Genomic DNA, 22,855 nt, shown 5'->3' with positions numbered 1-22,855 from the left:
GAGAAGACTTGCGTTGTGTGCAGCAGGAGCAACGTAATGATTGGTATTTCTGGAATAGCCACAGTACCAATTCCAGAAATACCCATATGCTTCCCCCTCTCTCCCGCACGTAGCGCAACTGTCTTACGTGCGGGGAAAGGGTGGTGGGTGCTTCTCGTTACCCAACACCCCGCGCTAGCATCCAGCAACAGGTACTACGGGAAGGCGTGTTGTCAACTGCCTTGCGTGCGAGGAGGAGGAATTGAAAGGACATGAAGAACGAACAGGATGAAATTTAGCGGCTACCGGAAGTCCATGTCGGAATTCAACGGCATCGCAACTCAACCATCCCAATGTGCTCAAGCAAACTGAAGAGCGCAGGAAAAAAATAAATATAACTGTGTAGGAAATACGGCAGCAGCTGGAAAACATGCTGTTGGTGTGATGAAAAGTAAGGAAGGCGCGATAATGAGTCGTCGACGAGCTGAACCAATGAAAGCGGGACCATTCCTTATTGAAGCTGAATGGGAACAGGATGAGCATGGTGCGCGACTGGAAATGCGGGTTCATGTAGCGGGAATGCCGTCTGACGAGATTGGAACGTCGTTCAACATTGCTGTACCGGCCAGCATCATTGAGCAAGCTGTGAACAGGGAGAGCGTGACGGTTGACCACAATGATGTGGAACAAAACAATGGTTCGGATGCTCAGATGACGAGCTGTGAAAACAAAGAATCAAACAGCTCTGAACGCAACACTGTGCAGCAAACAGCAGTCATATTCATGGAGAGTGCTGTTCAATCCGCGGAAGCGTTGTTCCGCAAGTCTATCGTGTCCATTGATGCGGTCCCGGGAAATATGGTTGAAGGAGTTTCTCCGCTCTACCATGTCACTCATTATGATGCGCTTGATACGCAAACCGCAGTTGTGCAAATCCGAACGATACTCGAACCGGACACACTGCAGCATGTCCTGTCGGATTTATCCGTAGCGCATGAGGGATTGGTGTCGTTGAGCTGCGTATCATTCGACGGAGCTGGAATGGGCGAGGATATACAGCGTGCGGCTGTGCTGGCTCCATGGCTGGATATGGACCCGAATGGTGAAGTAAATGGTGATCCGTTGGCGTTTCTGCTCGCCATGGCTCCGGATGCGACTCAAGTGGCTATGGTGAGTGACACTTGGCTGCTGCGGAATGCTGCGCAGTCAATGGACGCGCCATGCGCTGGAACTCTTGCCAAAGATGCTCCTAAAGTGGAGGGAGTGCATAAGCCTGGTGCGCGAATGGATGACCGACTGGGCGAGGCTGAAGGACACGCAGCTGGTAACGCATACGATGGCACGGAAGGAAAATAACCATGCGAGCACACAGAATTGCCTGGTGGGTATATGTCTTGACTGTCGCAATCGGTCTAGTCGGCGGAATTTTAGTGAAGATTATTGATGAAAAATTTGCGCTTGGTGTATTGGGGGCACCATGGTTCATATCGGCAATCATGGTTTTGCTGGGATTTGTGGTGGTTGCGCTCGCTTGGCAGGTGCAACGCTATGCCAAAGCCGACGCGAGAAAACGTGTGGAGCTCAAGACCATCACGCCGGAACGGGCGGTGAATACGTTGATATTGGCCAAAGCATTGGCATTGGCTGGATCAATATTGCTCGGATGGTATTGTGGGCAGCTCATTATGTGCATTGGGCATGCCGAAGCTGCTTACTACAAGACAGCAATGATTCAATGCGGTCTTGCAGCGGGAGCTTCATTCATCGACATGATTTTGGGAATTATTAGCGAAAGGTTTTGCCAATTACCGCCGAATGAGGGTCCTGAACATCCAAAAATGCGTCAGCGCGCGCGGGCTTCTCAGACACGTCTGCAAGCTGGACAAGGGAAGCCTTGCTCGGCGTGAAAGGTGACGGTTAGGAACTGCTGAGCAAATATTTCGATGATTGAACTGTGCCGATTGCAGTTGCTGGAGTGAGTCGTCAGGTACTGTGGGCACTGGGTGGGATGTGCTGGGGTGCAGTGGGGACGCTGGAGTGCGCTGGGCAGCGTGTGGTGCGGTCGATTGGGATGAATAGCAATGGCGTTGGTTAACTGAAGCCCTGCAAGCTCAAGTTTCTGCCCAATTGCTTGGCGGCGGGAGGCGATAGCGAACTGAAACTGAAGAAGAAGCGGGGATCGTCTTTGATTCAGGGGGGTGCTTCTTGCACTTGTTCTTGTCTTTCCCGCACGTAAGCTAGTTGTCTTACGTGCGGGAAAGACAAAATAGGTTTATGGAGCAGCGAAAAAGGGCTAGAATAGTCTCCCTAAATATATAATCAGGAATTCGTTGGTCAACCGCTTGTCTCTTGCGATCATTGAATGCCCAAGGGCTGCAACATTACATCATGTCAGATTTGTGGGGCACGCAGCATGGCTTCCTGGACCATCGCTGCAGCAAGTTCACCATCCTGTGTGTAGACTTTGGCCATGCTCAAGCCGCGACCGTGGGCGGCTGTCGGTGAATCTTGAACATACAGATGCCACTTGGTCACATCAATATCGCGATACCACCACATCGAATGGTCGATTGATGCGAACGAAAGGCCTGGGGTGAGGGCACTCAGGCCGGATCGGCGAATAATCGGTTCCAGCATAATCTGATCGCAGCCAAGAGCCAGCAGGGCGCGATGCATCGTCTGGGAAACGTCGAGTTCTCCTTCTGCGCGCATCCACACCATTTGATATCCGCAATCTTTCTGTGCGCTTTCTTTGTCGGGTCCAAGGAGAATAGTGCGTTTGATATGACGCAAATCAAATGGTGATTTTGTAGCGTAAAAATCTGCGAACGGATTGTTGTCCGCATACGGAGCCATAAGCTCTTTGGCGCTCTTGAGCGTTTCGGGCGCCGGAACATCTGGAGGCATCGAGTCGGCGAAGTCAACGCCAGTCTGCCCTCGCTTCTGGAAACTGGCGATAGCGGTCAGGATAGCCCCTTGCGTTTGCGTGACGTTGACCCGACGCGCAGAGAACGAATGTCCGTCGCGCAGGGTTTCGACGTCGAACAGCAAATCTTGGTGGATATCTCCAGGCGCGATGAAATAGCCATGAATGGAATCGGGTTCACGCTCGTCGGGGACTGTCTTCGATGCTGCGATCAAAGATTGTGCAATGACTTGGCCTCCATATACGCGACCTGTCGGGAAGTACATGCTTTCGCCGGTTATGAACGTGTGGCCTCGCGATTGCGAGGGGGTGCCCAGTTCGAGCACTTTTACCAATTGCTGTAGTGGCGTTGTCTCTGCGGCCATGTTCATTCTCCCGTCTTCGCCCATCATCGATGCGTGATTGACCTGCTATTGCGCAGTGCTCCCGCGGTATTGCATAATCGCGTTACTTGCGTATGGTGCGTCTCTCATTTTATGGGCATAGTTATCTCAGATTTCGTTCTGTCCGTTTCCGCAAGGCCTGTCGAGGCTGCGTCGGCGAACGATGGTTCTGGTGGTAACCGTTTGGTATCCCCACATGAGGGCTCCATAACTAATGCTTGGCAAGTCTAACGAACTTATGTCACGAAACGTTACGGTTGTGCGAATTGAAAAACTGAACATGCTTTAGTTCAAGATGTGGCCTCGTTACCGGCGTCTTATCACGGTCCCTCATGTAAGGTTGCTATTTTTGATTTATAAAAAAAATCTAATCGTATTACTGTAGTGTGCTGTGTGTTCTTACTAAAGATTGCTGGGGCGTTCAGTCTTCCAACGTGTGCGGCGTGCGTCAGAAACTTCCCACAGTGTCAGCGGCTTCTTACGCACGGTATATGAATACTTGGGGTCCCTTGTGTTGAGCAGTTCAACCACTCGAAGCGCCATGTTGTACTGCGATTTGGTGTTTGCTAAATCTTCTTTCGTTATAGTTACGACCTCCCATCCCGCAGCTTTGAGATTTCCGGTTCTTTTTGCGTCTTGAATTGGTTGATTTTTATGATAATTTCCGTTATATTCCACATCGGTTTTTGCGCCCACATAGGCGTTGTCGAGTATGGCGATGATGTGCCCATCGGCGCCTCGCACCACCCAATTCACGACGGCTCGTTCAACGCCGTAACGCTGCAGCGTCAAGCGCGTCATTGTTTCAGGCATGGAATCAGTTCCAGGGCACATGAGGCGTAGTGCGCGTCGACATTTGGCGATTCCACGGAATGTTCGACGTGCACTGCCCGCACTGCGGCACTCGCTCACATAGCGTTCCCATTTGCGCAAGTATTCATGGAAATCAGCCATGGAAACTTTGCGCAGCCTTGGATTGCGCCTCATGAGCGCGTCTCCCAGTTGCACGAGTTCACCAAGATCGAGCCATGACGAGAACATGGCCCAAGTGCACACAGGATTTGTGCACTGGATCCCTTCGCCCAGATCCACCACTTCGCATGGTCCGCTCCAGCAGACCCACTTACGTCCCAGCATCCAGTGGCGCTTCTTTGGTGTATCGACTACGAGCATCAGTCTGCACTTGCGTAATGAACGGGGTAATTGTGGTACTTCAATGCCTTGTAGTTCCAAGGCGGTGCGTAATGCAAATACCTGTGGCATATTGAGCAGTCGCAACAAGGCGCGGCATAGGGTGACGGCGTCTCTTCTGATTGCCGCCAGTTTATTTTCGGTCAAGCTTGCTAAGCGCACATTCTTCTTCCGCATGCTTCCACGCTAGAATCTGGCCATTCACGCAGGCAAGCCGCGGCGACCGATGTGGAAAACATGTATGTGCATACTTTGAGGATGTGGATAACTTATTCGGCGGAATAATGCCGTTTTTGATGTGCTGTGTTCATTTTCGCATCTCGTTTTCTGAGAACATGGTAAATTGATGCCGCCCTGAATCGATTTTGAACGCAATTGTCCGGGTACGGGCGAGGGAGTAACGGGGAATAAGTGCATGTATCACCCTTTTGGAATAATGAACAATGCATTGTGTCCACTTGACATGCTTGGTTTGCGGCCTGATGAGGCTTGCTAACCATAGTGAACCACAGATTGGAATCAAGTTTGGCTGAGTTTATTTATCAAATGATCAAGGCACGCAAAGCCTATGGAGATCGTGTGATCCTTGATGATGTGACGTTGAGCTTCCTGCCTGGTGCCAAAATTGGCGTTGTAGGCCCTAATGGTATGGGTAAATCAACATTGCTGAAAATCATGGCTGGCCTCGATACCGTAAGCAATGGTGAGGCTACGCTGACACCTGGTTTCACAGTTGGTATCCTGCAGCAGGAACCTCCCCTGGATGATGAAAAAACCGTTGGTGAAAACATCAAGATGGCATTTGGTGAGATTGCTGCCAAAGTTGCGCGTTTCAATGAGATTGGCGAAGAAATGGCCAATCCTGATGCTGACTTCGATTCGTTGATGGAGGAGATGGGCAAGCTCCAGACTGAAATCGACGCCGCTGACGGTTGGGATCTTGACTCGCAGCTGGAACAGGCGATGGATGCGTTGCAATGCCCTGATCCAGATACGCCGGTATCCGTATGTTCGGGCGGCGAACGTCGCCGTGTGGCGTTGTGCAAGCTGCTTCTGGAAGCTCCTGATTTACTACTGCTTGACGAACCTACCAACCATCTTGACGCAGAATCCATTCTTTGGCTGGAAAAGTTCTTGCACCAATATAAGGGTGCTGTGATTGCTGTTACCCACGATCGTTATTTCATGGATAACGTCGCAGAGTGGATTTGTGAGGTTGATCGAGGACATCTGTATCCATACAAGGGTAACTACTCCACTTACTTGGAGACCAAAGCCAAGCGTATGGAAATCCAGGGTGCCAAGGACGCCAAGCTCGCCAAGCGTCTGAAGAACGAGCTGGAATGGGTGCGTTCCAGCCCCAAAGCTCGTCAGGCTAAGAACAAGGCTCGTCTGGAGCGATACGACCAGATGGAGCAGGAGGCACGCAACTCCAAGAAGCTTGATTTCTCGGAAATCCAGATTCCTCCGGGACCGCGTCTGGGCTCTACCGTGCTGGAAGCCGAACATATCCATAAGGCGTTTGGTGACCGGGTGCTTATTGATGACCTGTCTTTCACACTGCCGCGTAACGGCATTGTCGGCGTGATTGGTCCTAATGGTGTAGGCAAGTCTACGTTGTTCAAAACGATTGTGGGACTTGAAGAGCCTACAAGCGGCTCACTCAAGCTGGGTGAGACCGTCAAGATCAGCTATGTCGATCAGAACCGTGCTGGCTTGGATCCTAACAAGAACCTCTGGGAAGCCGTCTCGGATGGTTTGGACTTCATGGAAGTTGGCGGGGTTGAAGTGCCAACCCGCGCGTATGTAGCCAGCTTTGGCTTCAAGGGATCTGACCAGCAGAAGTTGACGGGCATACTGTCGGGTGGTGAACGCAATCGTTTGAACCTGGCGCTGACCCTCAAGCAGGGCGGCAACCTGTTGTTGCTTGATGAGCCTACGAATGATCTCGATGTCGAAACGCTTGAATCATTGGAAAACGCTTTGCTGGAGTTCCCCGGCTGTGCCGTAGTCATCTCCCACGATCGCTGGTTCCTTGACCGCATCGCTACGCATATTCTTGCGTGGGAAGGCACTGATGAGAACCCTGCAAACTGGTATTGGTTTGAGGGTAATTTCCAGGCATATCAAGAGAACAAAATAGCTCGTTTGGGTGAAGATGCTGCTCGTCCGCATCGCCTGCACCGCAAGTTGACTCGTTGATTTTGCCAATTTGTTCCTACCAAGGCCACCCTTTTGGGTGGCCTTTTTATATTAGTGATATACACATATTGAATATCCTTCAAATACTCTTCATTCAATTCAAGCATCAGCGTCTCTCCAACTTTTTCACCACCGCATCGCCCCTCCTTCCCGCACGTAACGTAGTTGGCTTACGTGCGGGATTGTCTGAGAGAATATCGGGTGTCATGAGAGGGCCTTGCCGCAGATAAGGTAGTTGTCTTATCTGCGGCACCGCTAGGAATGGTTGCGCATATCTGCATACGATATTTCGCACGTAATGTAGTTGGCTTACGTGCGGGAAATGGAGAGGGGAGTGTGCGGTAGGACCGGGTGTGGTGGGGAGCCCCCTTATGTTCTTAAAAATGAGATATGGCAACGGGTGGAGGGGTTGAAATGTTAGGGTGGTCGGCACTACTACCTCCATCGCGACTGAGTCCTTGACTGGGAGAACGCCGAACAACGTACAGTTGGTGATATTGCGAGGGAAGTAGTGCATGATCAGTGCTGAGGAAATGAATAGAGGAGCATTCATGTCGAACCATGTCGACACTACTTGTGTGCAGGGCGGTTACCAGCCGAACAATGGCGAACCTCGTACCCCTCCGATTGTCGCTTCCACGACGTTCAAATACACGTCCAGCGAGCAGATGAGCCGACTGTTCGATTTGTCGGAAAGCGGCTATTTCTATACTCGTTTGCAGAATCCGACCTCTGACACGGTGGCGCAGAAGATTTGCGAGATGGAGGGCGGCGCAGCTGCCATGCTTACTTCATCGGGACAGGCGGCTAATTTCTTTGCGCTATTTAATATTTGCAATGCGGGTGATCACATTGTGGCATCCAGTGCTATCTATGGCGGCACGTATAACCTCATTAACGTCACCATGCGCAAAATGGGTATTGAATGTACGTTTGTGAATCCGGATTGCACTCCTGAAGAATTGGATGCCGCATTCCAGTCTAATACGAAAGCAGTATTTGCGGAGTCTCTGTCGAATCCTTCAGTGAAGGTGCTTGATTTTGACAAGTTTGTCAATGCTGCTCATTCGCATGGTGTGCCGCTTATTGTCGATAATACGTTCCCGACTCCAATCAACTGTCGACCGATTGAGTTTGGCGTTGATATAGTTACGCACTCCACTACGAAATATATGGATGGCCATGCAACGGTTGTCGGAGGTGCAATTATTGATTCTGGAAACTTCGATTGGATGAAGTACGCGGAGAAGTTCCCGGGAATGACGCAGCCGGACGATTCCTATCACGGCGTGACGTATGCCAAGGATTTCGGGAAGGCGGCGTTTATTACCAAAGCGACCGTGCAGCTCATGCGAGATTTGGGATCGACGCCAGCGCCAATTAACGCATGGATTCTCGGCACCCATCTTGAGTCATTGGGCGTGCGCATGCAACGTCATTGCGAGAATGCACAGAAGGTTGCCGAATGGCTGGCACAAGATCCGCGTATTTCTTGGGTAAATTATCCGGGGCTGCCGGGCGACGAATATCATGAGCTTGCGCAACGTTATATGCCGAACGGAACGTGCGGTGTTATCGCGTTTGGTGTTCCAGGGGGCCGTGAAAAGGTATCCGCTGTACTGGATGCTCTCAAGATGATTGCTATTGCGACGCATGTGGCGGATGCGCGCTCTTGTACGCTATATCCAGCGGGAACGACCCATCGTCAGCTCACTGAAGAACAGCTTGAGGAAGCTGGTGTGGGCATTGATTTGGTGCGTTTGAGCTGCGGTATCGAAAATGCCGATGATATCATTGCCGACTTGGACCAAGCGCTGGATGCGGTGAAGGACTGAGCTTCATCCTTGATATAACGTCATCTTTCGTCATCTTTAGTCCAGTACGACTACGAGCACCCTCGTTGCCAGATTGCCGTGTTAGATAACGGCGGATCTGGCTTCTTTTCCTCGCACGTAAGCCAACTGCGTTACGTGCGGGGATTATTTATTGGGAAATGCAAGCGGGGGTGAGGCGAGGTGGTGGGCGGCAACAAGGCTCTGGTGCGAGAGATGTGTGGATGAATGTCTTGAGGAATGCTGTAAACGTTGCTTCCCGCACGTAAGCCAACTATCTTACGTGCGGGCGAGGCGGCGGCCGCGATGAATTTGAATGCTGCCGCTGACGCGATACACTGAACGAATGCAGCAACCCATAGAAACTCAGATTGTCAATCTCGCCAAGCCTGCGCGACCTGCGGATCCTTCAAATCCTGAAGATTTGCAGATTGCTCAAGATTTGAAAGATACTCTGCGAGCTCATAGTGATGGGTGCGTGGGTATGGCGGCGAACATGATTGGCGAGCCGGTGGCCATTATTGTCTTTGTTGATGATGAGATGGGTGGCGGCATTACCACAATGTTGAATCCGCGGATAACTACTGCGCAACAGTATTATGAAACTGCTGAAGGCTGCCTGTCGTTGGATGGCGAGCGAGCTGTAACGAGAGCTCAATACATTGAGGTTGATTATGACAACACTAAGGGTAAACCTAGGCATGCTCGGTTTGAGGGGTTCACTGCGCAGATTATTCAACATGAAGTTGATCATTGCTTGGGAAAGATAATTTGATAACTGCTCATATGGTTTTTTGACGATTCATGCAATAGGTAGGGAATCATTCAATTTCCTGGGATGTAGCGGATTTAGTTGCCAGATGGGCGACTTTATGAAGCTATAAAAACGTTATTGTTGGGATTGCGTGTGCTTATGGTGACAATAAACTGACAATAAATAAATGACGTGTGGATGACTCTCATTTCCTTTCTCTCGCTCCTTTCTCGCCGTCGTTCTGTCATAATTTCTAGGTATTTATAGCCTTTATTTCATGTTTTGTTTTCATGATGGACGGTGTCTTGGATTGATTGTTGGTTGTAGTAAGCGAAATTTTTGTGTTGAAATGTGTATATTGTGTGAAGAGTGGTGTCAATATATGTCTCCGCTTTAGATATGTGTTATAGTGAGCAATTGGGGGGTGAGTCATCGAGGGCCGTGGTTGATAGAGCGGTCTTCGTCGCTTGAGAAAGCGGGGGATGCTGTGATTCGCTAAGGGCGCGTGGCACTTCGGTGCCATGCGCCTTTTTGTATCAGCTGGATATGCCAATTGAGTAGTGGTGCCTGCATTTCAGGCATGTGGCTGTAGTTCTGGGTGTAGTTCGAATCTGTCGTTCCGTGTTTGTTTGTTGCGTTTGTTTGTCGATGTCGCAATCGGTTTCGCGTTCCTGCCGCGCGTCCCCTCGCACGTAATGTAGTTGTCTTACGTGCGAGTGGGTAGCGGATTCAAGACGAGTGATAGCGGTGTGAAGTGTGCGAATCGTGTAGAGAGCCGAAGAGTGTAGAGAGCGCGAAGGGCGTGCATACTTGCAACTGCGAAAGAACTCCCGTAATCCATGCCGCCCCCCATAACCATTGGAAATCATTGTATTTGCAGTCAACACGCCGTTCTGATCATGTATAATTCAATGATTTGACAAATATAGTTTAACGGTTTTACCATGGTCATGTAGCCAAGGAAACCGCAGTGATGCGAATCATTCGTTGGCGCATATGAATCCCAACGGCGGGTAGATATGCACTCATGGCAAACCCCGCATGATGATCAACAAAGGAGTATCTCATGGGACTGTGGGACATCGACAAGATTGAATACGTTGGACGCGGCAACGGCCCGGTCGAAGGCCTTGGCTTCCAATACTACGATGCCGACAAGGTTGTTGCCGGCAAGAAGATGAAGGATTGGCTGCGTTTCGGTGTGGCATGGTGGCATACGTTTGACGCTCCGCTCGTCGATCCGTTCGGCGATGGCACGGCCCAGCGTCCGTGGGGCGGCAAGTTCTCTGATCCGATGGACAATGCCCTGGCCAAGGTTGATTACGCCTTTGAGTTTCTGGACAAGCTCGGCGTCGACTACTTCTGCTTCCACGATCGCGATATCGCTCCCGAAGGCGATACATTGCGTGAAACCAACGCGAACCTCGATCGCGTGGTCGACAAGATCGAGGAGAACATGAAGGCCACGGGCAAGAAGCTGCTGTGGAACACCTCCTCACTGTTCACGAACCCTCGTTTCGCAATGGGCGGCTCCACTTCACCATTCGCCAATGTCTACGCATACGCAGCTGCACAGCTCAAGCACTCCTTGGAGATTGGTAAGCGCCTTGGTGCTGAGAACTATGTGTTCTGGGGTGGTCGTGAAGGCTACGAGAACCTGTGGATCACAAACATGAAGCGCGAGCAGGACCATATGGCCCAGTTCTTCCACATGTGCGCCGACTATGCCAAGGAAATTGGTATGGATGCCCAGTTCCTGATTGAGCCCAAGGCCAAGGAGCCGATGACGCATCAGTACGACTTTGACGCCGCCACAGCCTGCAATTTCTTGCGTGCGTACGACCTCATCGACGTGTTCAAGCTCAATCTTGAGGGCAACCACGCCAACTTGGCAGGCCACACCTATCAGCACGAAATCCGCGTCGCTCGTGACAACGGTGTGCTCGGTTCCCTCGATGCCAATCAGGGCGACATGCTGCTTGGCTGGGATCTGGATGAGTTCCCGACCAACCTCTACGAGACCAGCTCGGTCATGTGGGAGGTCCTTGAGGAAGGCCAGATTGGCCCTCATGGTGGTCTGAACTTCGATGCCAAGCCTCGTCGTACTTCCTTCGCCGCTGAGGATTTGTTCCGCGCCCATATCGCCGGTATGGATTCTTTCGCCGCCGGCCTGCTCGTTGCCGACAAGATGCATCAGGACAAGTTCATCGAAGACCTCGTCGCCGACCGTTACTCGTCCTACGATTCGGGCATTGGCAAGACCATTGATGACGGCACCGCCACGCTCGCCTCGCTCAACGATTATGCGATTGACATGCCGCAGTCCGAGATTCTCGCTTCGATGAAGCCTGATCACCTGGAGTCCGTCAAGGCAACGATCAACAACTACATCATTGATGCATTGAAGGAGGCCTGACCGTCATACATTTCCTCAATCGGCCTGTGTAGCCGGAGTTCCTTTCTCTCGTCTCTACCGGCTGTGCAGGTTTCCATTCGATTATTTCTCTTTCTTTCCGTAATAAAGTTCTCTAATCAGACAATTGTTGTATGATTTGCGGAACTTCGACGAAAGCCGCCGGCTTTAAGTCACCGGCGGCTTTCGCCTATCCATTGGGGCGTGATGTTGTCAGATAAGCCGTCTGCACTCACGTCTGGTGGCCTTATCCAATATCAGTAAATTCAATTCTTCCCTGATCTGCCGGCATCGTCAGGTCAGACCTTTTTCTCTTTCCCGCACGTAACGTAGTTGCGTTACGTGCGGGAAAGGGATTGGCGATGGTTTATATTCATCCATTGTTTTCGTCATTAGGGATGTCATTATTCGTTCATCCGCCTTGTGAAAGGACTCTTCATGGATTCGCTGTTCACCATTGACAATCCTGTGCTGGCGGGTATGTACCCGGATCCCAGTTGGATTTGGGATGCGCCCAATACTCGTGTGGCGCTTGTGAATTCCTCTTTTGAAATGTCTCCAGGCCTTCCGATTCATGTGTCGCAGGACTTGCAACATTGGGAATTGCTGGGCTCCGCGATTGACGACGCCATGGCTGAGCGTTTGCTGTTGCGTTTTGTCCCTGATTCTGGCGGGATTTTCGCTCCCACATTGCGTCGCATTGGCAATGGTTATGCCATTGCATGCACTGTCGCCAACATCGATTTTCAAGCGGCTCGCGATGCTGGCTGTGATGTTGAAGAAATTATGGAAGCGGAAGGCAATTTTGTGATTACTGCCGACCGCTTGGAAGGTCCGTGGCATGGCCCCTTCTGGGTGCGTGGTGCTAACGGCATCGATCCCGATTTATTTGAAGATATTGATGGCTCTGTGTGGTGGACCCAAACGCGCCCATCTGTTGACCCGCGTTGGGAAGGGAATACTCAGGTATGGACGCAACAAATTAATCCTGTCACCTGGCAGCTGCAGCCGGATGCCGATGACTACGGTCCGTTCTCTCGGACTGTTATTTGGGAAGGCTTTGGTATTGAAGCGGTTTGGGCTGAAGGACCACATTTATTCCGCCACGGCCCGTATGTGTATCTGATGACGGCCGAAGGTGGCACTTCTTTTGATCACAGTGAGATGCTCATGCGCACGCTCGCTCCCGAAGGTTTCGCTGCCGCGCTCGCTGAGTTCCCCTCAGTTCGGCTGATTTCTCATCATGCTGATTCCTGTGATACCGACCTGACTGCGGATTCCCCCTATGTCATGCGCGCCGCTATTAAAGACGATGCTGAGCAAACATCCTCTCCATTGTCTCCTGACCGCCCATCCGACCCCTCCCTTCCCGCACGTAAGACAGATACGTTACGTGCGGTTGAAGATGTGGACGGAAAAGAAGAAATGGAAACGGAAGATGGGGCGCGGGCGGATACATGCCGCCTCGAGCGGACGGTGTATACGGATCGTAACCGTTTGTTCCATCCTGACAAGAAAAACCCGATTCTTACCCATCGTCATCTCGGGTCAGATGAACGCGTGCAATGTGTCGGCCACGCTGACGTGTTATGTCATCCTACGTTGGGTTGGTGGCTCGTAGCGCTTGGTTCGCCTCAAACACCGTGTGAGGATGGATCCCATCTGAATTTCCTTGGCCGTCAAAGCTATCTCTACCCGGTGAAGTGGGATAGGGATCCACAGCCATCTGTTGCATCTGACAACAACACTATTGATGATCCTGGCTGGCTGGTGGGCCGGTACAATTTGGGTCGTTTGGTCGAATCATTAACTATTGACACGGATGCGGACGCTGTTGCGGATGTTGTGATTGAGGAAGGACCGGACACTTGGCGAATTCTTGATCTGACTATCACGCCACAGCGTGGTGCAGACTGGATGAGTCTTCGTTGCGACGATTCCGTATTGTGGCATCGTTTGGAATCGGATCGCACGGTCATAGTGCTTCCTTCGGATTGCGACATCACTCTGCGTCAGAATAATCTGCATCATGTGATCATCCAGCCTCCGGTTGCGCAGGATGACGGTTCGCTATGTGTGACTTGGCGAGTGGTCAATGGCGCCCATATTGATGACCGAATGGTGACTCTTCCGGATAACCCTGAGGGCTGTTTGGTGGCAGTCTTTGCCGATGGGCGTCTTGGTTTGGGACTTATGGCTGATGAAGAGCTCGAATCTGTGCTCATGCTTGATGACATCGATGCCAGATTCCTCAGCACGGAATGGTCAGGCGGTTTTGTGGGCTGCTTGGTGGGTCGTGCACTGAGTTAGTTCAGGTAAAGCAAGCTGGGGAATCTTGTCTGCGCCCGCGACAGCGTCGTCGCGCCCAATTCCCGCACGTAACGCAATTGCGTTACGTGCGGGAATTGTTATGTGAGGGTGGGGAGTTTTTATGAAGGGTCGCGCGTCGTGTGCTGCTTTGCCAAGTTTTTGGATGTGCCGTGGAAGCGACGCGCTGGCTGCGGGGCTGTGGCGGGTCTGGGAAACTGCAGAAATACATGAAGTTATTTCTGGTGAAGCTGTGCGTAACGAAACACGTTATCAATCCGCACGTAACGTAACTGGCTTACGTGCGGGAAGGGAGGGGAGATGGGCAGCGGCCGACTTGGCTTTGGTATCTTCTCCGTCTTCTTCGCGCACGTAACGTAACTGGCTTACGTGCGGGAAGGCTGGCATGTGCGGACGGATGGCATGTTCACCATAGATGGCGCGTTCAACATAATTGGCTTGCGTGTGGAGCTTGGGCTGTCAATAAACTGGATACTGGTCCGCGCGTCCGTACGCTTCTGGGCTGCGTTACTGTATTGCGATACGCTGACCGGATACTGGCCCGCGCTGATGTGATGGCCGCAGATCCTTCTGAACGTTCTTCTCCTGAACAATGCAGGCGTCGCTCTGCCGCACGTAAGATAACTGCCTTACGTGCGGCAAGGGGAGAGTGGCCTGCGTTATTTATCTGGTTCCCTGGTTTTCCATATTTATTTCTGCTGTAGATACTTGCTCTGCTCTACCAGTATCGTCCCGCACGTAACGTAACTGGCTTACGTGCGGGAAGAGAGAGGAGAGTGAGGGGTGGTAATCTATTCGGGCTGTGGAGGAGCGGCGGTGCTGTTGCGCACGACCAGTGTGGTGGGCAGGATGACCTGTTTTTGAAAAGTGGAATCTTTATTGGTTTCAATAATCATGCGGGTCGCCTCCACGGCCATGTCCTGCAGCGGCTGGCGGACTGTGGTCAGGGGTGGGCCGAGAAAAGCGGCGGTTTGCACATCGTCAAATCCGACGACGGATAAATCGTCAGGAATGCGAAGACCGCACTGGCGCGCGGCCTCGTAAACGCCCATGGCCTGAAGGTCGCTGCCTGCGAAGATGGCGGTGGGGCGCTCGGGGTTGAGCAGCAGTTCCATGGCTTGGGCGTAACCGCCGGGCGTCGTGAAGTCTCCTTCAGTGATGAGTGCTGGATCGATGAGGATGCCTTCCTCAGCAAGCGCGGTGGTGTACCCGTCAAGGCGTGCACGTGAGCACAGCATGTCATCGGGGCCGGTGATGATGCCGATACGACGGTGCCCTAGTGTCAGAAGATGTCGTGTGGCCAGCAAACCGCCGGTCCAGTTGTCGGCCTGGACGCACAGTTTGGTGGGCTTGGGATCTCCTGAGGGGTCGAAAATGACGTAGGGGATGTGGTGGAACTGAAGTTTGCGCTCTTCAGTCTGGCTGAGTTCGGAAAAGACAAGGATGGCTCCCATGATGCCGCGTTGGGCCACGCGATCGATCCAGTCGGTGATGCTGGTTGGGCCGTGTCCGATTTCCGAGGTGACTACGCTGAGGTTGTGTTGGCTGCATTCGTGTACGACTCCGCGCAGTACTTCCAAAGCCCACACGGTTTTGAAATCTTGGAATACCACCTCGATGAGTGTGGAGGATGAGGTTTTGGAACGTCCATGTTTGCTGTATCCCGCATCGTTGAGTGCTTGGGTAATGATTTGCCGTGTCTGTGAGGATACGTCGGCTCGTCCATTGAGCACTTTGGAAACGGTGGCCAGTGAGAAGCCTGTGGTGCGTGCGATGTCGCTGAGCAAGGGCTTCGATTGTGCTGCTGGCGGCTTTGCCAAGGGTGTTATGTCCATGATTGTACCTTCCGTAGCCTCCAACATATCGAAACTTTCGTAGTTTTGCTTGCAGGGAAAACAGGAGCAAATTACAGATTGTTGAGTTGTGAACCCATTTAATTATAAGGGATTACGCATCTCGACACATACTAAGTAAGCTGAATTGACAATGTTGGATAGTCGGTCTAATCTGAGAATTACGAAAACACAGCGAAGTAGTTTTCGAAAATCCTACATCAGTTTTCGATGGTTTTCCTGAATGGATGTCGATGCCAAGTATTGGCGCAGTCTGCATGAGGGAGAGCTGGAGAGGTCGAACGACTGAACAGTGTGAGGCAATGGTGCTTTGCACATCATTCAAGGAGGAATCATGAAGGTCAAGTCCGTTCTAGCAGCAGCCTTGGCAGCTGCTGCGGTCGTTGGCATGAGCGCATGCGGCAGCTCCGGCGCCACCAATGACGACAGCACAATCACGTTCTGGCACAACTCCACAGCCGGCGACGGCAAAGCCTACTGGGAGCAAGTGGCCAAAGACTTTGAGGCTGCAAATCCGGGAGTTAAGGTTGAAATCCAGGCCATCCAAAATGAGGATTTTGCGGGCAAGATTCAGACCGCCATGCAGGACCCGTCCACTGGGCCGGACGTGTTCATGGCCCTTGGCGGTGAAAAGACCCAGGAGATGATTGACGCCGGTCAGCTTATGGATCTGACCGACAAGATTTCCGATACCGTGAAGACCGATATGAAGACGGCCCTGAAAGCCGCCACTTACGACAACAAGGTATATGGCGTGCCGGTTTCCGTTGAGCCGGGCGGTCTGTGGTATTCCAAAGATCTGTTCACCAAGGCAGGCATTGCCGACACTCCTTCCACCTGGGAAGACCTGCTCAAGGATGCCACAACGCTGAAAGATGCCGGTATTGCTCCTATCGCCCTGGGTGCCAAGGATGCATGGCCGGCAGCGCACTGGTATTACTGGATCGCCCTTCGCGAATGCTCCAATTCGGTGTACGAAAAGAGCGTGCAAGACAAGGACTTCTCGGATCAGTGCTGGGTCACTGCAGGTGAGAAGCTGGAAGAACTTAACAAGCTCAATGTGTTCAATGATGGTTACTTGACCACCACGGCTCAGCAGGGTGCCAACTCGTCGGCAGGTTTGCTGGCGAACCATAAGGCTGCCATGGAACTCATGGGTGCGTGGGAGCCAGGCGTGGTCAAGGATCTGACCGAGGACGGCAAAGCCATGGCTGATTTGGGCTTCTTCGCATTCCCCTCCATTGCTGGCGGTCAAGGTGAAAAGGGTGCGCTCATGGGTGGCGTCACCTACTTCTCTGTGAACGCAACCGCAGGCGACAATGCAGTCAAGTTCGTGAACTTCATTGGTGAGCAGAAGAACCAGGAAGCCTACGCGAAGGCCTTCTCCACGATTCCGGCGTCGGAACCGGCTCGCGCGGTGGTAACCGATCCGGCCCTCAAGCAGGTGTTGGAGTATCTCGACAAGGCGCCGTCGATGCAGCTGTGGATGGATACCGAACTCGGCACCAATGTTGGCAACGCTCTGAACTCCGCAGTGGTAAACATGCTCTCGGGCAATGGCACTCCGGAAGACATCGTCAAGGCAATGCAGGATGCAGGAGCCAAGGGCTGACAGGTTGAACTGAACTGTGCATATGTCCGGCTGCATGATTTACGCGATTGACACGATTGGCATGATTGACATGATTGCCATGTCATGCAGCTGGACTGGTGTCCAGGAGTTCCCTCGCCCTTCCCTATTTAACTTCTGCTGAACGTATTTGCGGTCCTTGCTCATACCTCATACCTCACCTTCTGAACTTCCCGCACGTAACGTAGTTGCGTTACGTGCGGGAGGGGTGGTGGGGAGGGGATGCCGAGGAAAGTGTTGGAAAGTGCTGGCCCGAATCGCAGTATCGCTCACCGGTGCCCAGTCAAATCATCATTGACAGCCAGTATCCCTGGCCAGCAGATTCGCGTAGCAGAAAACATCAAAGCCAGAAAGCCTGAACAATCAAACGAGAGGAGCAACGCATTTAGTACAGCAGCTGAACCGAGAATTGAGCGCAAAACTGGGACGGATAACGGAAAATAGTTCACTACAAGTGCGGTATACGTATAACAGCGTATAACAGTACGAAGTAATATGCAGTGCCCATACTGCTGGTCTGTATGCCGGAACCTCAACGACGTTGATCGCCCTGATCAACGTTTTCGGGTGACCCCGCAGACGCAATATCGTCGCATACACGTAAGTTCGCCAGGAAAGTCCACGCGATTGTTGTGAACATTGCCGGTCCGGATTCCTGTTAGCCGGTTTACCTCCCCGGTGGCCGGTCGGGGTCCCCATTACGCCATCTGAACGTTCATCAGCGCAACATCAACCACAATCCACTACATAACCACCATCATCCCGAGAAAACCATAACGTAGTATTCGATCTGGCAAGTCGTTCCCTCTTTCCGGTTCCTTCCCAACCTTTCCAGTTCCCCGTTCCTCGCTCTTCATGCATATTCCTTGAATCGTTGAAGGTCCGCAGGAACTGTCCACAGGAATTACGAAATTGCCGAAACTTGCCAATCGCTACACATGCACAGCTTTCAAAGAAACCCTCCTTCCAGGCATCGCCATCATCGTTGATGGCAGGTGAGCAGGTAAGCAAGTGAGCAGGTGACACTGTTCATCACCGTTCGTCACCTTCAAGAAGCCAGGAGGAGGTGGAGATGCCCCCAAAAAAACTCGGATTCGTCAGAACCCGTATCAACGATGTGAGGTCAGCCATGAGTGCAACGAATCGAATCGCAGTCGTCCCAGATGCACGGCTGCGTCACAACGACAAAGAAGCCAACATGAAGACAACGAAGACCAGCAAGCAGTCAAGCGGCAAAGGTCGCAACCGGCTCGAGATTCTCGTGCTTTCCGCACCTGCAATCATCTTGTTCGTCGGTTTTGTGATCCTGCCGATCATCCTGGGCGCCTACTACGGCCTCTATCAGTGGAAGGGCTTCGGCAGCCCATCCACGAACGGCAAGTTCGTAGGCTTGCAAAACTACATTATCGCGCTCAAAGACCCCAACTTCCAGGCGGCCATCGGGCACCCGCTGTTGATCATGATTGGTTCGCTGGTCATCCAAGGCCCGCTCGCGGTGTTGTTTGCCCTGTTGCTCAACCAGAAGTTCAAGGGCCGTGCGTTGATCCGTACGCTGATTTTCGTACCATACGTGGTCTCCGAAGTTATCGTTGGCACGGGCTGGAGCCTGCTGCTGCAGAAGACGGGCGCGGTCAACCAGATTTTAACGAGCATCGGCCTGCCGGCTGTGGATTGGCTCGCCAACCCCAAGATCGCCATTTGGACGCTGCTGCTCATTATCAGCTGGAAGTATATCGGTTTCGCAGTCATCCTGATGCTCGCCGGTTTGCAATCAATCCCCGAGGAACTCTACGAGGCCGCCAGGGTTGATGGGGCAGGCTTCTGGCAGATGCAGAAGAACATCACGCTGCCGCTGCTGGCACCGACGCTGCGCATCTGGGCGTTCCTGTCCATGATCGGTTCACTGCAGCTGTTCGACCTCGTGTACATCGTCTGGGGCAACTACGTGTCCACCACGGCAGGTGTCTCCACGATGGCCACCTACATGGTTCGTGAAGGACGAGGCGCTGGCAACTACGGTTACGGCTCGGCCGTCGCCCTGATCATCTTCGTCATCTCGCTCATCATCGCCCTGACGTACCAGAAGTTCGTGCTCAACCGCGACCTGGATGGCGCTCTTACGGATGGCAAGGCCAAGAAGAAGTTTGGCTTCAAGAAGTTCAAGAATGAGTCCTCGAACACCCAGGTCGCTGCTTCCGAGGCAGTGCTGGCTGCATCTGAGGGAGAGGAGAAGTAAGATGACCTCCGCATCAATTTCGTTTGCTGGCAAGACCGGCAAAGCAGGCAAGAAGAATGATCGTTACTCCGCTAAGAACGGCTACCGCAAGTCATCGAAGACCCCGTGGGGCAACCCGATCGTCTACTTCTTCTCATTAATTCTCGTCGCGATTTGCGTGGTGCCCGTCCTCTACATCATCTTTGGCGGTTTCCGCACGAACGCCCAGATCACGAACAATCCCGCGGGTCTGCCCGATCCTTGGCAGGTTCAGAACTACATTGACGTGATCCAGAACGCAGGGTTCTGGGGTGAGCTCGTCAACTCGCTCATCGTCGCCATTTGCACGATGGTTGGCGTCGTGGTGCTCGGCATCATGGTCAGCTTTGTGATCGCCCGCTACCATTTCAAGGGTTCCAAGGCCATGTACGCACTGTTCACTGCCGGCCTCATGTTCCCGATGACCGTCGCCATCACGCCGTTGTACTTGATGATCCGCAACCTGGGCATGGCCAACTCACTGCTCGGCATCATCCTGCCGCAGATCGCGTTCGGCTTGCCACAGACCATCGTGATTCTCGTGCCGTTCTTGCAGTCGATCCCGCTCGAACTTGAGGAAGCCTGCTTGCTTGACGGTTGCTCCCGTCTCGGTTTCTTCTGGCGTATGGTCATCCCGCTGGCCATGCCAGGCGTCGCCACCTGCGGCATCTTGCAGTTCGTGGGTAGCTGGAACTCCTACATGCTGCCGCTGTTCGTGCTCAGCCAGGAAAACAAGTACACGTTGCCTCTGGGCGTGCAAATGTTCAGTTCGCAGCATTCCGTGGACACGGCCCGCGTACTGGCATTCACATCGCTCGCCATGCTTCCGGCCCTCATCTTCTTCACGATTTTCCAGAAGAAGATTGTGGGCGGCTTGACTGGCGCTGTGAAGGGCTGATTATGGTTGACGGTCCCGGTTTGGATTCGTTGTCCAACCGGGACCTTGGTTTACGGCTTTTCTGCAATACATATTGATATTTCTGCGCATGCAACGAAGCGTGCCGCACCGTTGCGTGGCTGATTCCACGCATACCAACCTTTCAAGGAGAAATGACAATGATCATTACCAATCCTGTGCTTCCTGGTTTTTATGCCGATCCGTCAATTGTGCGTGTCAATGACACATACATCATCGCCAATTCCACATTCGAATGGTGGCCCGGCGTCACCTTGCACGCCTCGACTGACATGGTCCACTGGAAGCCGCTGCCAAGTCCGTTGAACCGTGTGTCATTGCTTGACATGAAAGGCAATCCGCCTTCGGGTGGTATTTGGGCGCCGGATTTGTCGTATGCGGACGGCAAGTTCTGGCTCGTCTACACCGATGTCAAAGGCATGGACGGCGGTTTCACCGACATGATGAACTATCTGACCACGGCTGATAGCATCGAAGGGCCGTGGAGCGAACCCATCGCCTTGAATGGTGTCGGTTTCGACGCCAGCCTGTTCCACGATGATGATGGACGCAAATATCTCGTGCAGCAAACGACCGATTGGCGTCCGGGACACCATCCGTTCAATGGCATCACCATCACCGAATATGACGTCGACGAACAACGCCTCAAGCCGGAAAGTATGCGCAGGCTGTGGAACGGCACCGATGTGAAGGTGGTGGAAGGTCCACATCTTTATAAAATCAACGGCTGGTACTATCTGTTCTGCGCGGAAGGGGGCACCCGCTGGGAGCACCAGGAGGTCGTGGCGCGCTCGCGGACGATTGACGGAACATTCGAACTGGAACCCGACGGACCGTTCATTTCCAACTTCACGACGCCTGATTTTCCGATTCAAAAGCAAGGCCATGGCGCGCTCGTGCAAACGCCGGGAGGCGAGTGGTACTACGCGTCGTTGATGTCTCGCCCATGGCGACATGCCGACGAACCTGCGCACGGCACGCGCGGATGGTGCACGCTGGGACGCGAGACGTCGCTGCAGAAAGTCGAGTGGGATGCGGACGGTTGGCCGCGCATTGTTGGCGGCATTGCCGGACAAGTGGAAGTGCCGGCGCCAAGTGACGCCATTGAAATGCAAGTGCCCGATATTGCAACGTTCCATGACGATTTCAGTACTGATGAACTGGAGATCGGCTGGAATACGCAACGAGTGCCGTTCAGTGATGCGATGGGCAGTGTTGGCGGGGGTGCGTTGACGTTGATCGGTCAAGGATCGCTCGTTGACCGGTTCGCGCAATCGATGGTGGCTCGTCGCTGGCGTCATTTTGAATTCGACGCGAGTGTCTGCGTGGAATTCCAACCGAATTGGTACACGCAAATGGCGGGTTTAACGAATTACTATTCGTCGATGCTGTGGTCGTGGATTTATGTGACTTGGGATGACCAGCATGATTGCCGCACGATCAACATCGCCCAGTGCGACAACTATGTGACCACAGTGCTGCTGCCTGAAGGTTCTGTATCAGTTCCCGAGGATTGCGAGCGCGTGTGGTTCCGCACGCGCGTGCGTACCGGACGGTACACCTATGACTATTCCTTCGACGGTGAGAACTGGCAGGAAACCGGCGTGTGGCTGGACGCGAAGCTGCTGTCCGACGACTATGCCGCGGATAGGTATTGGGGTTTCTTCACTGGAGCGTTCGTTGGTCTGGCTTGCGTTGATATGACGCGTTATGGTCGTCAAGCCCGGTTTACCGAGTTTGATTACCAGGCTGTTGAAGCTGCTGCCGAGTCCTGCGCGGATAGCGCTGACGAGGTCTAAGGGACGCTGAGTATGCAGTTGCGTTACGTGCGGGATGGGGCCGGATTGTTTCGTCCCTTTTCCGCACGTAAGCTAGTTGCGTTACGTGCGGGATGGGGCTGGGGTCGCTTCATCCCTTTTCCGCACGTAAGCTAGTTGCGTTACGTGCGGGAAGGAGCGTAGGGCACAAGCGGAAGTGGAGAAGGGTGACGCAACGGTTCGAAAACGGTTGCGGGTGTACAAATGTGGCGGAATCAGCAGATACAGCTGTGTAGATGAAGAATCGTTGTGATTATGAATTGTTGAGTTTTTGCGGATACTCGCCGGATTGTTTGCATACTGCTTCTTATTATGCCTAGGGTGAGTGCATTGAGGGCGGTTCGAGCGCTGCTTGATCGACCTCGGTGAAGGGGATA

14 protein-coding genes are annotated in these 22,855 nt (G+C 52.8%); 11 read left to right on the top strand and 3 right to left on the bottom strand.

The features are described from left to right. The first annotated feature begins 420 nt into the window (after positions 1 to 420). On the top strand, positions 421 to 1,335 hold the full coding sequence (locus tag BGLCM_RS07915; protein WP_148401446.1) for a hypothetical protein: 915 nt from the start codon (positions 421 to 423) through the stop codon (positions 1,333 to 1,335). 2 nt (positions 1,336 to 1,337) lie between these two features. Further along, on the top strand, positions 1,338 to 1,886 hold the full coding sequence (locus BGLCM_RS01465; RefSeq protein WP_006295139.1) for a DUF3180 domain-containing protein: 549 nt from the start codon (positions 1,338 to 1,340) through the stop codon (positions 1,884 to 1,886). A 484-nt stretch (positions 1,887 to 2,370) separates the two neighbouring features. Here the strand turns inward: BGLCM_RS01465 and BGLCM_RS01460 are convergent, their stop codons facing one another. After that, positions 2,371 to 3,270 carry an acyl-CoA thioesterase gene (locus BGLCM_RS01460; protein WP_148401458.1) on the bottom strand — a complete coding sequence of 300 codons (900 nt, stop codon included), beginning with the start codon at positions 3,268 to 3,270 and terminating at the stop codon, positions 2,371 to 2,373. Between the two features lie 420 nt (positions 3,271 to 3,690). Further along, entirely contained in the window at positions 3,691 to 4,656 is a 966-nt protein-coding gene (locus tag BGLCM_RS01455; RefSeq protein WP_006295137.1) for a DUF559 domain-containing protein, read from the bottom strand. Positions 4,657 to 5,004: 348 nt separating this feature from the next. Here BGLCM_RS01455 and ettA point away from each other — a divergent pair, with 348 nt between their 5' ends. The 5 genes from ettA to BGLCM_RS01430 all read left to right on the top strand — a co-directional run bounded on the left by ettA (position 5,005) and on the right by BGLCM_RS01430 (position 13,990). Beyond that, positions 5,005 to 6,681, top strand: a complete 1,677-nt coding sequence (gene ettA, locus BGLCM_RS01450) for an energy-dependent translational throttle protein EttA (RefSeq protein ID WP_044084479.1) — start codon at positions 5,005 to 5,007, stop codon at positions 6,679 to 6,681. A 551-nt stretch (positions 6,682 to 7,232) separates the two neighbouring features. Then, positions 7,233 to 8,516, top strand: coding sequence for an O-acetylhomoserine aminocarboxypropyltransferase/cysteine synthase family protein (locus BGLCM_RS01445; RefSeq protein ID WP_044084478.1), 1,284 nt, complete (start codon positions 7,233 to 7,235; stop codon positions 8,514 to 8,516). Between the two features lie 343 nt (positions 8,517 to 8,859). Next, positions 8,860 to 9,288, top strand: coding sequence for a peptide deformylase (locus BGLCM_RS01440; protein ID WP_044084559.1), 429 nt, complete (start codon positions 8,860 to 8,862; stop codon positions 9,286 to 9,288). A gap of 1,045 nt (positions 9,289 to 10,333) precedes the next feature. Beyond that, a complete protein-coding gene (gene xylA / locus BGLCM_RS01435; protein WP_006295129.1) occupies positions 10,334 to 11,683 on the top strand; it encodes a xylose isomerase in 1,350 nt (449 codons plus the stop codon). Between the two features lie 435 nt (positions 11,684 to 12,118). Continuing rightward, positions 12,119 to 13,990 (top strand): family 43 glycosylhydrolase, encoded by a 1,872-nt coding sequence (locus BGLCM_RS01430; RefSeq protein ID WP_006295127.1) that lies wholly within the window; start codon positions 12,119 to 12,121, stop codon positions 13,988 to 13,990. A gap of 809 nt (positions 13,991 to 14,799) precedes the next feature. On the opposite strand, the gene BGLCM_RS01425 is transcribed toward BGLCM_RS01430, so the two are convergent. Beyond that, positions 14,800 to 15,843 carry a LacI family DNA-binding transcriptional regulator gene (locus tag BGLCM_RS01425; RefSeq protein ID WP_044084558.1) on the bottom strand — a complete coding sequence of 348 codons (1,044 nt, stop codon included), beginning with the start codon at positions 15,841 to 15,843 and terminating at the stop codon, positions 14,800 to 14,802. Positions 15,844 to 16,195: 352 nt separating this feature from the next. Between BGLCM_RS01425 and BGLCM_RS01420 the strand changes: the two genes are divergently transcribed. The 4 genes from BGLCM_RS01420 (at position 16,196) to BGLCM_RS01405 (ending at position 22,460) form a co-directional block, all read left to right on the top strand. Next, the gene (locus tag BGLCM_RS01420; RefSeq protein WP_006295121.1) at positions 16,196 to 17,473 is read left to right on the top strand and encodes an extracellular solute-binding protein; all 1,278 of its coding nucleotides are present in this window, start codon (positions 16,196 to 16,198) and stop codon (positions 17,471 to 17,473) included. Positions 17,474 to 18,689: 1,216 nt separating this feature from the next. Beyond that, positions 18,690 to 19,727: a carbohydrate ABC transporter permease gene (locus tag BGLCM_RS01415; protein ID WP_044084475.1), complete on the top strand. Its 1,038-nt coding sequence runs from the start codon at positions 18,690 to 18,692 to the stop codon at positions 19,725 to 19,727. Position 19,728: 1 nt separating this feature from the next. After that, a complete protein-coding gene (locus tag BGLCM_RS01410; RefSeq protein WP_006295116.1) occupies positions 19,729 to 20,643 on the top strand; it encodes a carbohydrate ABC transporter permease in 915 nt (304 codons plus the stop codon). Between the two features lie 158 nt (positions 20,644 to 20,801). Beyond that, entirely contained in the window at positions 20,802 to 22,460 is a 1,659-nt protein-coding gene (locus BGLCM_RS01405) for a glycoside hydrolase family 43 protein (protein ID WP_044084473.1), read from the top strand. Positions 22,461 to 22,855 lie beyond the last annotated feature (395 nt).

The sequence above is a fragment of the Bifidobacterium gallicum DSM 20093 = LMG 11596 genome (assembly GCF_000741205.1).
Classification (GTDB): Bacteria; Actinomycetota; Actinomycetes; order Actinomycetales; family Bifidobacteriaceae; genus Bifidobacterium; species Bifidobacterium gallicum.
Note: the sequence above shows the minus strand (reverse complement) of the source record. Positions and strands in the feature narration are given on the sequence as shown.

What these genes read in the sequence shown, in the direction of transcription:
- BGLCM_RS01425 (WP_044084558.1), bottom strand. Translation starts at nt 15,843, where the DNA reads ATGGACATAACACCCTTGGCAAAGCCGCCAGCAGCACAATCGAAGCCC.
- BGLCM_RS01445 (WP_044084478.1), top strand. Translation starts at nt 7,233, where the DNA reads ATGTCGAACCATGTCGACACTACTTGTGTGCAGGGCGGTTACCAGCCG.
- xylA (WP_006295129.1), top strand. Translation starts at nt 10,334, where the DNA reads ATGGGACTGTGGGACATCGACAAGATTGAATACGTTGGACGCGGCAAC.
- BGLCM_RS01455 (WP_006295137.1), bottom strand. Translation starts at nt 4,656, where the DNA reads ATGCGGAAGAAGAATGTGCGCTTAGCAAGCTTGACCGAAAATAAACTG.
- BGLCM_RS01430 (WP_006295127.1), top strand. Translation starts at nt 12,119, where the DNA reads ATGGATTCGCTGTTCACCATTGACAATCCTGTGCTGGCGGGTATGTAC.
- BGLCM_RS01405 (WP_044084473.1), top strand. Translation starts at nt 20,802, where the DNA reads ATGATCATTACCAATCCTGTGCTTCCTGGTTTTTATGCCGATCCGTCA.
- BGLCM_RS01410 (WP_006295116.1), top strand. Translation starts at nt 19,729, where the DNA reads ATGACCTCCGCATCAATTTCGTTTGCTGGCAAGACCGGCAAAGCAGGC.
- BGLCM_RS01460 (WP_148401458.1), bottom strand. Translation starts at nt 3,270, where the DNA reads ATGGCCGCAGAGACAACGCCACTACAGCAATTGGTAAAAGTGCTCGAA.
- BGLCM_RS01440 (WP_044084559.1), top strand. Translation starts at nt 8,860, where the DNA reads ATGCAGCAACCCATAGAAACTCAGATTGTCAATCTCGCCAAGCCTGCG.
- BGLCM_RS01415 (WP_044084475.1), top strand. Translation starts at nt 18,690, where the DNA reads ATGAAGACAACGAAGACCAGCAAGCAGTCAAGCGGCAAAGGTCGCAAC.
- BGLCM_RS01465 (WP_006295139.1), top strand. Translation starts at nt 1,338, where the DNA reads ATGCGAGCACACAGAATTGCCTGGTGGGTATATGTCTTGACTGTCGCA.
- BGLCM_RS01420 (WP_006295121.1), top strand. Translation starts at nt 16,196, where the DNA reads ATGAAGGTCAAGTCCGTTCTAGCAGCAGCCTTGGCAGCTGCTGCGGTC.